This is a genomic window from uncultured Haliea sp. (genome assembly GCF_963973825.1).
In the GTDB taxonomy this organism is placed as follows: Bacteria; Pseudomonadota; Gammaproteobacteria; order Pseudomonadales; family Halieaceae; genus Haliea.
In genome coordinates, this window is the sequence record NZ_CAXBAE010000023.1 from 1 (window position 1) to 13,620 (window position 13,620).

The following is a 13,620-nucleotide window of genomic DNA, read 5'->3' on the forward strand; positions in this document are numbered from 1 at the left end:
CCGTGAAGGCGGCCGCACCGTGGGTGCTGGCGTCGTCGCCAAGATCATCGAGTAACACCGAAGCAGGGAGCGCTCCGGCGCATCCCGGCGACTCGAGCCGAACCGCTTGCGGGCAGTTCGGCTTCGTCGTCTAAGAAGAGGATATAGGCCAGTAGCTCAATTGGCAGAGCAGCGGTCTCCAAAACCGCAGGTTGGGGGTTCGATTCCCTCCTGGCCTGCCATTTATGGCAGGGGGTTGCGCGTCAGGCGCGGCCCGATCTGAAGGGTTGTAGTAATGAGTGTGGAAACGAACGCCGGGCGTTTCGATTCCGTGAAGTGGGCGGTGGTTATCGCCCTGCTGGCTGTCGGCATCATCGGCAATAGCTACTTCTCGGCAGAATCGCTGCTGTATCGAGTGCTGGGCATTGTGGCGATCGCCGCGGTGGCCGGGTTGATTGCGTTGCAGACCGCCAAGGGTGCCGCGTTCTGGACCCTGGTGAAGAGCTCCCGCACCGAGATTCGCAAGGTCGTCTGGCCCACGCGGCAGGAGACGGTCCAGACCACGTTGATCGTTGTGGTCTTTGTATTGCTGGTGGCACTGATGCTGTGGGGGCTCGATTCCCTGCTCGGCTGGCTTGTGTCGCTGGTGATTGGTTAGTCAGAAAAGGATAAGGGATAGCCGATGGCAATGCGTTGGTACGTGGTCCACGCCTACTCAGGTTTTGAGAAGAAAGTTGCGGCAGCCCTGAAGGAGCGTATAGAACTGCACGGCATGCAGGATCGCTTTGGTGAAATCCTGGTGCCGACCGAGGAAGTGGTGGAGATGCGCGCCGGGCAGAAGCGCCGCAGCGAGCGCAAGTTCTTCCCCGGCTACGTGCTGGTGCAGATGGAGTTGGATGACGGTACCTGGCACCTGGTGAAGGAGACGCCACGGGTGATGGGCTTTATCGGCGGCAAGGCGGATGCGCCCGCGCCGATCACCGAAGCCGAGGCTGCCGCTATCCTGCAGCGCGTCGAGGCGGGCGTCGAGGCGCCTCGCCCCAAGACCATGTTCGAGCCCGGCGAAATGGTTCGGGTGATCGATGGTCCCTTCAACGACTTCAATGGCGTTGTGGAAGAAGTGAATTACGAAAAGAGCCGCCTGAATGTGGCCGTGCTCATTTTCGGGCGCTCCACTCCGGTGGAGCTGGAATTCAGTCAGGTCGAAAAGGCCTGATTGCAGTAGGGCGGGGGTCACACACGTGGCGCCCGCCAATGTTAACGGCGGCTTCGGTCGCCTCAATGGGGAGCCCGCGTAAACCGGCCCTTTCGGTTCTGGATTACAACGGCGCTTGCACCCGGGAGACAACACATGGCGAAGAAAGTACAGGCTTATATCAAGCTGCAGGTAGGCGCTGGCAAAGCGAACCCCAGCCCACCGGTAGGCCCGGCACTGGGTCAGCACGGCGTGAACATCATGGAGTTCTGCAAGGCGTTTAACGCCGAGACCCAGGATCTCGAGCCCGGCCTGCCCATTCCGGTGGTGATCACCGTTTACGGTGACCGCTCATTCACCTTCATCAAGAAGACTCCGCCCGCAGCGGTGCTGTTGCGCAAGGTTGCCGGTATCAAATCCGGCTCCGGCACGCCCAACACGGTCAAGGTGGGCAAGGTGACCCGCGCCCAGCTGGAAGAAGTGGCAACGCAGAAATGGCCGGACCTGACGGCGGCAGACATGGACGCGGCGGTCCGCACTATTGCCGGCAGCGCACGCTCTGCCGGTATCGATGTTGAGGGGGTGATCTAATGGCCAAGCTGTCACGGCGCGTACGCGCATTCAAGGAAAAGATCCAGCCCGGCAAAGCCTACTCCTTCGACGAAGCCGTTGCGCTGCTGAAGGAATTTGCTACCGCAAAATTCAACGAGACGGTCGAGGTGTCGGTGAACCTCGGTGTGGACGCCCGCAAATCTGACCAGGCTGTACGCGGCGCTACCACGCTGCCGCACGGTACGGGCAGCCACGTGCGCGTGGCGGTCTTCACCCAGGGTGATGCAGCGGAACAGGCCAGGGCCGCCGGTGCCGAGTTCGTGGGTATGGAAGACCTCGCAGAGCAGATCAAGGGCGGGATGATGGACTTCGACGTGGTTGTGGCCTCTCCGGATGCCATGCGCGTTGTTGGCCAGCTGGGTCAGGTGCTGGGTCCGCGCGGCCTGATGCCGAACCCGAAGACCGGTACGGTCACTCCCGACGTTCTGACTGCCGTGAAGAATGCCAAGGCCGGTCAGGTACGTTTCCGTACTGACAAGAATGGCATCATCCACGGTGGCATCGGCAAGATCGACTTCGAGCCCGCCGCCATCAAGGGCAACCTTGAGGCGCTGCTGGCCGACCTGCGCAAGGCGAAGCCGTCTGCCGCGAAAGGCGTGTACATGAAGAAAATCACCCTGTCCACCACCATGGGCCCGGGTGTCACGGTCGACCAGTCGTCGATCGAAGCTTGATCGGCAGCGCCCCCACAAGGGGCGCTGCCTCAGGGGCCAGCCACGGAAGGTTGGCCCGGGTGATGCGGTTCTACCGAGTCGCATCGCTCACTTTGAGGTCTTTGGAGCAGTCTTGGGCAAACGCCTGATTAGCTGAGAACTGAAGGCCATCAAAGACCGTAGGCGCCTGCGCTGTCTCCGACAGTCCGGCTTAATCGAGCAGCCCGCGAGGGTAGCCCAACCTACGCAGATGGTGGACGTGTTCACCACGCAAGGTGGTAGTGCCATAGCGTTGGCGCTACCGGAACTGTAAATCCAGGAGTAATACCAGTGGCAATTGGACTCGACGACAAGAAAGCGATCGTTGCTGAAGTTAACGAGACTGCCACCAATGCCCTGTCCCTGGTGATCGCCGATGCACGTGGCGTTACCGTGGACGGAATGACAGCTTTGCGCAAAAGCGCTCGCGAAAACTCAGTGACCCTCCGCGTCGTGCGGAACACACTGGCCAAGCGCGCGCTGGCGGGAACGGACTATGAATGCGTCAGTGACGCTCTCGTGGGCCCCTCCCTGTTCGGATTTTCGATGGAAGATCCGGGTGCAGCGGCACGGTTGTTCAAGGATTTCGCCAAGGAGAATAAAAACTTCGAGGTGAAGGTATTGGCGGTGAGCGGCCAAATGCTGGGTGCGGATCAACTGGATGTACTGGCCAAACTGCCGACGCGTGATCAGGCACTCTCGATGTTGATGAGTGTGATGAAGGCGCCGGTAACCAAGCTGGTACAGACGATGAACGACGTACCTGGAAAATTGGTTCGCACACTGGCAGCAGTACGCGATCAGAAAGAAGCGGCGTAAGTCGCTATTTATTTATCAGCTAACCAGGAGATTTGAGTCATGGCTCTGTCCAAAGATGACATTCTGAATGCAATCGCCGAAATGAGCGTAATGGATATCGTTGAGCTCATCAGCGCAATGGAAGAAAAATTCGGTGTAACCGCCGCTGCAGCCGTTGCTGCCGCACCGGTTGCGGCTGCTGGCGACGCCGGCGCAGCTGCTGAAGAGCAGACCGAGTTCGACGTGATTCTGGCCAGCGCTGGCGAGAAGAAAGTCAACGTTATCAAAGTAGTACGTGAAGTAACCGGCCTGGGCCTGAAAGAAGCCAAGGCCGTGGTTGACGGCGCCCCGTCACCTGTCAAGGAAGGTGTTTCCAAGGCAGATGCGGACGCGCTGAAAGCCAAGCTGGAAGAAGCAGGCGCGACCGTCGAGGTCAAGTAAGCGCTTGCTTCACGTCTGGCTTTGGCTGGACCAGGACAAGGCTGGTGGGCGCTTTTGCCTGCCGGCCTTTTCCCGCTTGATGAGCACAAGTTTTTCAGGGCGGGCTGCGCAGGCGCAGCTCACCCGTCAAGAGCCTCGCTTGCCGCCGGCAGGGCGGCGGGAAGCTAAACACGCTGGGGAGTACTGATGGCATACTCGTACACTGAGAAAAAACGTATTCGCAAGGACTTCGGCAAGCTGTCGAACATGATGGATATTCCATACCTGCTTGCGATCCAACTCGATTCTTACCGGAAGTTCACCCAGCAGGGCATACCACTCGAGGAGCGCGGCGACTACGGCCTGCACGCGGCCTTCAAATCGGTGTTCCCTATCGTCAGCTACAGCGGCAATGCGGCGCTGGAGTACGTTGACTACAAGCTCGGCACGCCGGTGTTCGATGTCAATGAGTGTCAGCTGCGCGGCATTACCTACTCCTGTGCGTTGCGGGTCAAGGTCCGTCTGATCATTTACGACAAGGACGCCTCCAGCAAGACCATCAAGGACATCAAGGAGCAGGAAGTCTACATGGGGGAAATTCCCCTGATGACCGACAACGGCACCTTCGTGGTCAATGGCACCGAGCGCGTTATCGTCTCCCAGCTGCACCGTTCGCCCGGCGTATTCTTCGACCACGACAAGGGCAAGACCCACTCCTCGGGCAAGCTGCTCTATTCCGCCCGCGTGATTCCCTACCGTGGCTCCTGGCTGGACTTCGAGTTCGACCCCAAGGACATGGTGTTCGTGCGCATCGACCGCCGTCGCAAGCTGCCTGCGACCATTCTGCTGCGTGCGCTGGGCTACCAGTCCGAAGAAATCCTCGACATGTTCTACGAGGTCAACACCTTCACCGTCGACAAGGACGGCAACTACAAGATGGCGCTGATCCCCGCGCGCCTGCGCGGCGACGTTGCGTCTTTCGACATCAAGGTCGGCCGCAAGGTCATCGTGGAGCAGGGTCGCCGGATCACCGCGCGCCACATTCGCGAACTCGAGAAGGCGGAAGTGGCCGAGCTGGAGATTCCCCGCGAATACCTCTACGGCCGTGCGCTGGCCAAAAACGTCGTCGACGAGAAAACCGGCGAGGTGGTGGTCGAGTGTAACGCGGAGCTGAATGACGAGATCCTGACACGCCTGGAAGAGATGGGCATCAACAACATTGATACCCTCTACACCAACGAGCTGGATTGTGGCCCGTACATTTCCGATACGCTGCGTCTGGACAGCACGCGCAACGAACTGGAAGCGCTGGTTGAGATCTACCGCATGATGCGTCCCGGCGAGCCGCCGACCAAGGAATCTGCCGAGAACCTGTTCCAGAACCTGTTCTTCTCTCCTGACCGCTACGACCTCTCAGCGGTTGGCCGGATGAAGTTCAACCGCCGTCTGGGCCGGGAAGAAGTCACCGGCAGCGGTGTGCTGGATCGCGAAGACATCGTGGACGTGCTGAAAGCGCTGGTGTCCATCCGTAACGGCCGCGGCATGACCGACGATATCGACCACCTCGGCAACCGCCGCGTACGCAGCGTCGGTGAAATGGCCGAAAACCAGTTCCGTGTGGGCCTGGTGCGCGTCGAGCGCGCGGTCAAGGAGCGTCTGTCCATGGCGGAGAGTGAAGGCCTGATGCCCCAGGACCTGATCAACGCCAAGCCTGTCTCGGCAGCCGTGAAGGAGTTCTTTGGGTCCAGCCAGCTGTCCCAGTTCATGGACCAGAACAACCCGCTGTCCGAGGTGACCCACAAGCGCCGTGTTTCTGCGCTTGGGCCGGGCGGTCTGACGCGCGAGCGCGCGGGCTTTGAAGTGCGCGACGTGCACCCGACACACTACGGTCGCGTGTGCCCGATTGAGACGCCGGAAGGGCCGAACATCGGCCTGATCAACTCGCTGGCAACCTACGCCCGCACCAACGATTACGGCTTTCTGGAAAGCCCGTACCGCAAGGTGGTGAACGGTCAGGTGACCGACGAAGTCGAGTTCCTGTCCGCGATCAACGAGGCGGAGCACGTGATCGCCCAGGCGTCCGCGTCGGTCGACAGCAAGAACCGGTTCGTCGATGAGCTTATCGCCGTGCGTCACATGAACGAATTCACGGTCATGCCGCCCGAAAAGGTGGATTACATGGATGTCTCGCCGAAACAGGTGGTATCTGTGGCAGCGGCGCTGATCCCCTTCCTCGAGCACGACGACGCCAACCGTGCACTGATGGGTTCGAACATGCAGCGTCAGGCGGTGCCTACGCTGAAGTGTGAAAAGCCGCTGGTCGGTACCGGCATGGAGCGCTACGTGGCCGCCGACTCCGGTGTCTGCGTTGTCGCCCGCCGCGATGGCGTCATCGATTCGGTCGATGCCAGCCGCATCGTGGTTCGCGTCAACGACAAGGACGTGGGCAGGGATGAAGCACCGGTCGACATCTACAACCTGACCAAGTACACGCGTTCCAACCAGAACACCTGCATCAACCAGCGCCCGATCGTGAAACAGGGTGATGTGGTTGCGCGCGGCGACATTCTGGCGGACGGGCCGTCAGTCGATATGGGCGACCTGGCGCTGGGCCAGAATATCCGTATTGCGTTCATGCCCTGGAACGGCTACAACTTCGAAGACTCCATCCTGGTGTCCGAGAAGGTGGTCAAGGAAGATCGTTTCACCACCATTCATATTCAGGAACTCACCTGTATCGCGCGTGACACCAAGCTGGGCTCCGAGGAAATCTCCTCGGATATTCCCAATGTCGGTGAGAGTGCGCTGTCCAAGCTTGATGAGTCCGGCATTGTCTACATCGGTGCGGAGGTCGAGGCGGGCGATATCCTGGTGGGCAAGGTAACGCCGAAAGGCGAGACCCAGCTCACACCGGAAGAGAAACTGCTGCGTGCCATCTTCGGTGAGAAGGCCTCGGACGTGAAGGATACGTCCCTGCGTGTGCCTTCCAGCACCAAGGGTACGGTTATCGATGTGCAGGTGTTTACCCGCGACGGTCTTGAGAAGGACCAGCGTGCACTGCAGATCGAGAAGCACCAGCTCGACAAGTTCCGCAAGGACCTGAAGGAAGAGTACCGGATCTTCGAAGAGGCGACGTTCTCGCTGCTTGGCAACCAGTTGAAGGGTGCCAAGACCGTCAGCGGCGCTGGCCTGGCCAAGGGCACGGAGCTGACCGCGAAGGTGCTGGCTGACCTGGATCGCGAGCAGTGGTTCAAGTTGAAGCTGGCCGACAGCGACCTCAACGACGCGCTCGCCGCGGCGAAGAAGCAGCTTGATGAGCAGAACAAGCTGCTCGAAGAGCGGTTTGAGGACAAGAAGCGCAAGCTGCAGAGCGGCGATGACCTGGCTCCGGGCGTTCTGAAGATCGTCAAGGTTTACCTCGCGATCAAACGCCGTATCCAGCCCGGTGACAAGATGGCGGGCCGCCACGGTAACAAGGGCGTTATCTCGGTCATCATGCCGGTCGAGGATATGCCCTTCGACGAGAATGGCGAGCCGGTGGACATCGTTCTCAACCCGCTGGGCGTGCCGTCGCGCATGAACGTCGGTCAGATCCTTGAAACCCACCTGGGCATGGCTGCCAAGGGGCTGGGCGTGAAAATCGACCAGATGTTGCAGGAGCAGCGCAAGGTTGCGGAAGTCCGCGAATTCCTCGAGCGCATCTACAACAATGGGTCCGGCCGTACGGAAGATCTCAAGTCCTTGAATGACAAGGAGATTCTGGCACTGGCCGAAAACCTGCGTGCAGGTGTTCCGATGGCGACGCCGGTGTTTGACGGCGCTGCTGAGGAGTCGATCAAGGAACTGCTGTCTCTGGCTGATTTGCCCGAAAGTGGCCAGTTCACGCTGTACGACGGTCGCACCGGCGAGGCCTTTGATCGCCCGGTCACCGTGGGCTACATGTACATGCTGAAGCTGAACCACCTGGTGGACGACAAGATGCACGCGCGTTCCACCGGCTCCTACAGCCTCGTTACCCAGCAGCCGCTGGGCGGCAAGGCGCAGTTCGGTGGCCAGCGCTTCGGTGAGATGGAGGTGTGGGCCCTGGAAGCCTACGGTGCTGCGTACACCCTGCAGGAAATGCTCACCGTGAAGTCGGATGACGTCGCGGGACGCACCAAGATGTACAAGAACATCGTCGATGGTGACCATCGTATGGAACCGGGCATGCCCGAGTCCTTCAACGTGTTGGTCAAGGAAATACGCTCCCTCGGTATCGATATCGAGCTGGAGAGTGACTAACCAGCGGTAAAACGGACTCGGGGCTACAGCGGCAATTGCCGCTGTAGCTGGAAGGAAAACCTCGTGGAGGAAAGACCTTGAAAGACTTACTGAATTTGCTCAAGTCCCAGGGACAGTCAGAAGAATTCGACGCCATCCGCATTGGCCTGGCGTCGCCCGAAATGATCCGCTCCTGGTCATTCGGCGAAGTGAAGAAGCCGGAAACCATCAACTACCGGACCTTCAAGCCGGAGCGCGATGGCTTGTTCTGTGCCAAGATCTTTGGTCCCGTGAAGGACTATGAGTGCCTGTGCGGCAAGTACAAGCGCCTCAAGCATCGCGGCGTGATCTGTGAGAAATGCGGCGTGGAAGTGGCGCTGGCGAAAGTGCGTCGTGAGCGCATGGGCCACATCGAACTCGCCAGCCCGGTGGCACACATCTGGTTCCTGAAGTCGCTGCCCTCGCGCATCGGCCTGCTGCTGGATATGACCCTGCGCGACATCGAGCGCGTGCTGTACTTTGAATCCTATGTAGTAACCGATCCAGGCCTTACAACGCTCAACCCCGGCCAGCTGCTGACCGATGAAGAGTACTACGAGGCGATGGAGGAGTTCGGTGACGAGTTCACCGCCAAGATGGGTGCCGAGGCAGTACAGGATCTGATGAAGCAGCTCGATCTCGAGCGCGAAATTCTGACCCTGCGTGAGGAAATTCCGCAGACCAACTCGGAAACCAAGATCAAGAAGCTGTCCAAGCGCCTCAAGCTCATGGAGGCTTTCGCGAGCTCGGGCAACAAGCCGCAGTGGATGGTGTTGAACGCGCTGCCCGTACTGCCACCGGACCTGCGTCCGCTGGTGCCCCTGGATGGCGGCCGCTTCGCGACGTCAGACCTGAACGACCTGTACCGGCGCGTGATCAACCGCAACAACCGCCTCAAGCGTCTGCTGGATCTGAATGCGCCTGACATCATTGTGCGCAACGAAAAGCGCATGCTGCAGGAATCCGTGGATGCACTGCTGGACAACGGTCGCCGCGGTCGCGCGATTACCGGGTCCAACAAGCGCCCGCTGAAATCCCTTGCCGACATGATCAAGGGCAAGCAGGGGCGCTTCCGCCAGAACCTGCTGGGCAAGCGCGTGGACTACTCGGGGCGTTCCGTGATCGTGGTCGGTCCCACGCTCCGGTTGCACCAGTGTGGTCTGCCCAAGAAGATGGCTCTGGAGCTGTTCAAGCCCTTCATTTTTGGCAAGCTTGAGGCGCGTGGCCTGGCCACGACCATCAAGGCCGCCAAGAAGATGGTCGAGCGTGAGCCGCCGGAAGTCTGGGACATTCTCGCCGAAGTGATTCGCGAGCACCCTGTGCTGCTGAACCGTGCACCGACGCTGCACCGCCTGGGTATCCAGGCGTTTGAGCCCGTGTTGATTGAAGGCAAGGCCATCCAGCTGCACCCGCTGGTCTGCGCCGCCTACAACGCCGACTTCGACGGTGACCAGATGGCGGTGCACGTGCCGTTGACGCTGGAAGCGCAGCTGGAAGCCCGCGCGCTGATGATGTCGACCAACAACATCCTGTCGCCCGCCAACGGCGAGCCCATCATCGTACCCTCCCAGGACGTGGTTCTGGGCCTGTACTACATGACCCGCCAGCGTGTGAACGCCAAGGGCGAAGGCATGATCTTTGCCAACGTCTCCGAGGTGAACCGCGCCTACCGCGCCGGCCACGTACACCTGCAGGCGCGAGTCAAGGTCCGTATCCACGAAGTGGTGCAGAACGAGGAAGGTGAGCGTTCCGAGCGTACGGTGGTGGCCGACACCACGGTCGGCCGCGCGCTGCTCTGGGAAATTGTCCCCGAAGGCATCGCCTACGACATGGTCAACCAGGACATGACCAAGAAGGCCATCTCGCGCATCATCAACCAGTGCTATCGCGTGGTGGGTCTGAAGGCAACGGTCATCTTCGCCGACCAGCTGATGTATACGGGCTACGAGTACTCAACCCGCTCAGGGGCCTCCATCGGCGTAAACGATTTCGTGATTCCCGAAGCCAAGGCCGAGCTGATTGCCCGTGCCGACCGCGAGGTGAAGGAAATCGAAGACCAGTACGCCGCCGGCCTGGTCACCCAGGGCGAGAAGTACAACAAGGTCATCGATATCTGGTCCCGGGCCAACGACCTGGTTTCCAAGGCGATGATGGAAGGGATCTCCAAAGAGACCGTGGTCAACCGTGATGGCGAGGAGGAGCAACAGGCCTCTTTCAACTCCGTGTACATGTATGCCGACTCCGGCGCCCGGGGTTCACCGGCGCAGATTCGCCAGCTGGCCGGTATGCGCGGCCTGATGGCCAAGCCGGATGGCTCGATCATCGAGACGCCGATCGTGGCCAACTTCCGCGAGGGCCTGAACGTCCTGCAGTACTTCATCTCGACCCACGGTGCGCGTAAAGGTCTGGCGGATACCGCACTGAAGACAGCCAACTCCGGTTACCTGACCCGGCGCCTGGTCGACGTGGCCCAGGACCTGGTGGTCACGGAAGTCGATTGTGGTACCGATCAGGGGCTGCTGATGACCCCGGTTATCGATGGCGGCGACATCATCGAGTCACTGGGTGATCGCGTGTTGGGCCGTATCGTGGCCCGCGATGTGATTCGCCCCGGTACGGATGACGAAATCGCCATCACCGCCGGCACCATGCTCGACGAACTGTGGATCAAGCGCATCGAGGAAATGGGTATCGATGAAGTGGAAGTGCGTTCGCCGATAACCTGCGAAACACGCCACGGTATCTGCTCAGCCTGCTACGGTCGCGACCTGGCCCGTGGTCACCGGGTCAACATGGGTGAGGCCGTGGGCGTTGTTGCCGCGCAGTCCATCGGTGAGCCGGGCACGCAGCTGACCATGCGTACTTTCCACATCGGTGGTGCGGCCTCGCGGCAGACCGCGCAGGACAACATCCAGGTCATGAACGACGGCAAGGTGCGCCTGCACAACGTGAAGACGGTGGAGCGCAAGGACGGCTTCCTGATCGCGGCCTCGCGGTCCGGTGAGCTGTCGGTGCTGGACAAGATGGGTCGCGAGCGCGAGCGCTACAAGCTGCCCTACGGTGCCATCATCAAGGTGCAGGACCACGCTGACGTGGCTGCGGGTGACGTGGTTGCAAACTGGGATCCCCACACCCACCCCATCATCACCGAGGTGGCGGGTATTGCGCGCTTCTCCGGTATGGAGGAGGGCATCACGATCAAGCGCCAGACCGATGAGTTGACGGGTCTGTCCAGCATTGAGGTCCTGGACGTGGGTGAACGCCCCGCCGCGGGCAAGGATGTGCGCCCGGCCATTACCCTGGTGGATGATAAGGGTGAAGAGCTCTGCCTCGCGAACACCAACGTACCGGCGCACTACTTCCTGCCGCCCAACGCGCTGGTCAGCCTCGAGGACGGTGCCCGCCTGGATGCCGGTGAAGTCATCGCCCGTATTCCCCAGGAAGGCTCCAAGACCCGCGACATCACCGGTGGTCTGCCTCGCGTTGCCGACCTGTTTGAAGCGCGCAAGCCCAAAGAGCCTGCAATTCTGGCAGAGATTTCCGGTGCGGTGAGCTTCGGCAAGGAAACCAAGGGCAAGCGGCGTCTGGTGATCACCCCGACGGACGGGCAGACCCTGCCCGACGGTTCCGACCACTACGAGGTGCTGATTCCCAAGTGGCGCCTGATGTCGGTGTTCGAAGGGGAGTTTGTGGAGAAGGGCGAAATCGTCTCCGAAGGCCCCTTGAGCCCACATGACATTCTGCGCCTGAAGGGCGTTGAAGAGCTGGCCAAGTACATCTCCAACGAGATCCAGGAGGTCTACCGTCTGCAGGGCGTGAAGATCAACGACAAGCACATCGAGGTGATTGTTCGCCAGATGCTGCGCAAGGTGGTGATCACGTCCTCCGGCGATTCCAGCCTGATCAAGGGTGAGCAGGTCGAGTACGTCACGTTCATCGAAGAGAACGAGCGCCTCCTCGCGGAAGGGCTGGTGCCAGCCTCCGCTGAGCGCGAACTGCTGGGTATTACCAAGGCGTCGCTGGCCACGGAAAGCTTCATCTCCGCAGCCTCCTTCCAGGAGACTACCCGGGTTCTGACTGAAGCCGCGGTGACCGGCAAGCGCGACTACCTGCGTGGCCTCAAGGAGAACGTGGTGGTTGGTCGTCTGATACCGGCAGGTACCGGTCTGGCCTACCACGAGGAACGCAAGCGCACTCGCGGCGGTGATGTGGAAATGAGTGTGTCTGCCCAGGAAATCGAGGCGGCACTCACCGAAGCACTGCAGGATACCGAGTAAGGGTATTGCCCGGGGCCTGCGAGGGCCGCGGGCGGCTGGGGCCGGTGGTGTTGCCGGCCGCTACTCTGTTCTTGACTCGCATGGGGGGCGTCTATAGAATGCCGCCTCCTCTTTCCCGGGGTGCTCCGCCGTGTGCGTGGCGCAACGGGCAGTGTGCTGCATCCGGAGCCGTGTAAACGGGCTCCACAGCGGCGCCGCAAGCCCCTGAAACGGCTTGAGGATGGCTGTTATGGCCATGAATTCAAACAATATCTGGAGTTCAAACTAGATGGCAACGATCAACCAATTGGTTCGTAAGCCGAGGAAGCGCAAGGTCGCCAAGAGTGACGTGCCCGCCCTGCAGAGCTGTCCCCAGCGCCGCGGTGTGTGCACGCGTGTCTATACGACGACCCCCAAGAAGCCGAACTCTGCACTGCGTAAAGTCTGCCGTGTGCGCCTCACCAACGGGTACGAAGTGTCTTCGTACATCGGCGGTGAAGGTCACAACCTGCAGGAGCACAGCGTGGTGCTGATTCGCGGCGGCCGGGTGAAGGATTTGCCGGGTGTGCGTTACCACACCGTGCGCGGCAGCCTGGACACCTCCGGTGTTTCTGCGCGTCGTCAGGGCCGTTCCAAGTACGGCGCCAAGCGGCCGAAGTAAACCCCCGGGGCTGTGCTCCGGGTCAACAGTGAAGTGAGTAAGGCTGAACCTCTGCCTCCCCCGCCTGTGTGGCAGGTCGGTGTTCGGATTAACCTGAAGAGAGAAGGGCAACAACATGCCAAGAAGACGCGTAGTCGCCAAACGTGAAGTCCTGCCGGATCCCAAATACGGCAACGTAACGCTGGCCAAGTTCATGAACCACGTAATGATCAGCGGCAAGAAGTCTGTCGCAGAAACCATCGTCTACGGTGCGCTGGATATCGTCCAGGAGCGCCTGAAGAAAGATCCCCTCGAGGCCTTTGACGAAGCGCTTGAGAACATCGCGCCGATGGTCGAGGTGAAGTCCCGCCGGGTCGGTGGTGCAACCTATCAGGTGCCGGTTGAAGTGCGTCCCGCCCGCCGTGTGGCTCTGTCCATGCGCTGGCTGGTTGATTACGCGCGCAACCGCGGTGAGAAGTCCATGCGTCAGCGCCTTGCCGGCGAAATTATCGATGCGTCACAGGGCAAGGGTAATGCCGTGAAGAAGCGTGAAGACGTGCATCGCATGGCAGAAGCCAACAAGGCCTTCTCGCACTACCGGTTCTAAATTAACGCCAGGCAACCTGTTACAGGGGAAATTATCGTGGCACGCAAGACTCCTATCAAGCGATACCGCAATATCGGTATCTGCGCTCACGTGGACGCGGGTAAAACCACGACCACCGAGCG

The 13,620-nt window shown here is 60.5% G+C and carries 10 protein-coding genes and 1 tRNA gene; all 11 read left to right on the plus strand.

The genetic code is table 11. The features are described 5' to 3' along the window. Positions 1-145: 145 nt before the first annotated feature. Positions 146-221 (plus strand) — tRNA-Trp (locus AACZ17_RS16930). Positions 222-274: 53 nt separating this feature from the next. Next, positions 275-637, plus strand: a complete 363-nt coding sequence (gene secE, locus AACZ17_RS16935) for a preprotein translocase subunit SecE (protein WP_290744869.1) — start codon at positions 275-277, stop codon at positions 635-637. Positions 638-661: 24 nt separating this feature from the next. Then, on the plus strand, positions 662-1,195 hold the full coding sequence (gene nusG, locus AACZ17_RS16940) for a transcription termination/antitermination protein NusG (protein WP_290744870.1): 534 nt from the start codon (positions 662-664) through the stop codon (positions 1,193-1,195). A gap of 135 nt (positions 1,196-1,330) precedes the next feature. Beyond that, on the plus strand, positions 1,331-1,765 hold the full coding sequence (gene rplK, locus AACZ17_RS16945) for a 50S ribosomal protein L11 (RefSeq protein WP_290744872.1): 435 nt from the start codon (positions 1,331-1,333) through the stop codon (positions 1,763-1,765). Further along, positions 1,765-2,460, plus strand: coding sequence for a 50S ribosomal protein L1 (rplA, locus tag AACZ17_RS16950; RefSeq protein ID WP_290744874.1), 696 nt, complete (start codon positions 1,765-1,767; stop codon positions 2,458-2,460). The genes rplK and rplA overlap by 1 nt, the downstream gene beginning before the upstream one ends. Positions 2,461-2,769: 309 nt before the next feature. Continuing rightward, positions 2,770-3,297, plus strand: a complete 528-nt coding sequence (rplJ, locus tag AACZ17_RS16955) for a 50S ribosomal protein L10 (RefSeq protein WP_290744876.1) — start codon at positions 2,770-2,772, stop codon at positions 3,295-3,297. A gap of 39 nt (positions 3,298-3,336) precedes the next feature. Continuing rightward, the gene (gene rplL / locus AACZ17_RS16960) at positions 3,337-3,717 is read left to right on the plus strand and encodes a 50S ribosomal protein L7/L12 (RefSeq protein ID WP_290744877.1); all 381 of its coding nucleotides are present in this window, start codon (positions 3,337-3,339) and stop codon (positions 3,715-3,717) included. 186 nt (positions 3,718-3,903) lie between these two features. Next, positions 3,904-7,977: a DNA-directed RNA polymerase subunit beta gene (rpoB, locus tag AACZ17_RS16965; protein WP_290744879.1), complete on the plus strand. Its 4,074-nt coding sequence runs from the start codon at positions 3,904-3,906 to the stop codon at positions 7,975-7,977. Between the two features lie 77 nt (positions 7,978-8,054). Beyond that, the gene (rpoC, locus tag AACZ17_RS16970) at positions 8,055-12,272 is read left to right on the plus strand and encodes a DNA-directed RNA polymerase subunit beta' (RefSeq protein WP_339638994.1); all 4,218 of its coding nucleotides are present in this window, start codon (positions 8,055-8,057) and stop codon (positions 12,270-12,272) included. Positions 12,273-12,540: 268 nt separating this feature from the next. Next, entirely contained in the window at positions 12,541-12,912 is a 372-nt protein-coding gene (gene rpsL / locus AACZ17_RS16975; protein ID WP_027951188.1) for a 30S ribosomal protein S12, read from the plus strand. A gap of 115 nt (positions 12,913-13,027) precedes the next feature. After that, positions 13,028-13,498, plus strand: a complete 471-nt coding sequence (rpsG, locus tag AACZ17_RS16980; RefSeq protein WP_290744882.1) for a 30S ribosomal protein S7 — start codon at positions 13,028-13,030, stop codon at positions 13,496-13,498. The last annotated feature ends 122 nt before the right edge of the window (positions 13,499-13,620 follow it).

Bases quoted from the DNA above. Each gene is read 5' to 3' on its own strand.
- rplL (WP_290744877.1), top strand. From the start codon at position 3,337: ATGGCTCTGTCCAAAGATGACATTCTGAATGCAATCGCCGAAATGAGC.
- rpoB (WP_290744879.1), top strand. From the start codon at position 3,904: ATGGCATACTCGTACACTGAGAAAAAACGTATTCGCAAGGACTTCGGC.
- rpsL (WP_027951188.1), top strand. From the start codon at position 12,541: ATGGCAACGATCAACCAATTGGTTCGTAAGCCGAGGAAGCGCAAGGTC.
- rpsG (WP_290744882.1), top strand. From the start codon at position 13,028: ATGCCAAGAAGACGCGTAGTCGCCAAACGTGAAGTCCTGCCGGATCCC.
- nusG (WP_290744870.1), top strand. From the start codon at position 662: ATGGCAATGCGTTGGTACGTGGTCCACGCCTACTCAGGTTTTGAGAAG.
- secE (WP_290744869.1), top strand. From the start codon at position 275: ATGAGTGTGGAAACGAACGCCGGGCGTTTCGATTCCGTGAAGTGGGCG.
- rplK (WP_290744872.1), top strand. From the start codon at position 1,331: ATGGCGAAGAAAGTACAGGCTTATATCAAGCTGCAGGTAGGCGCTGGC.
- rplA (WP_290744874.1), top strand. From the start codon at position 1,765: ATGGCCAAGCTGTCACGGCGCGTACGCGCATTCAAGGAAAAGATCCAG.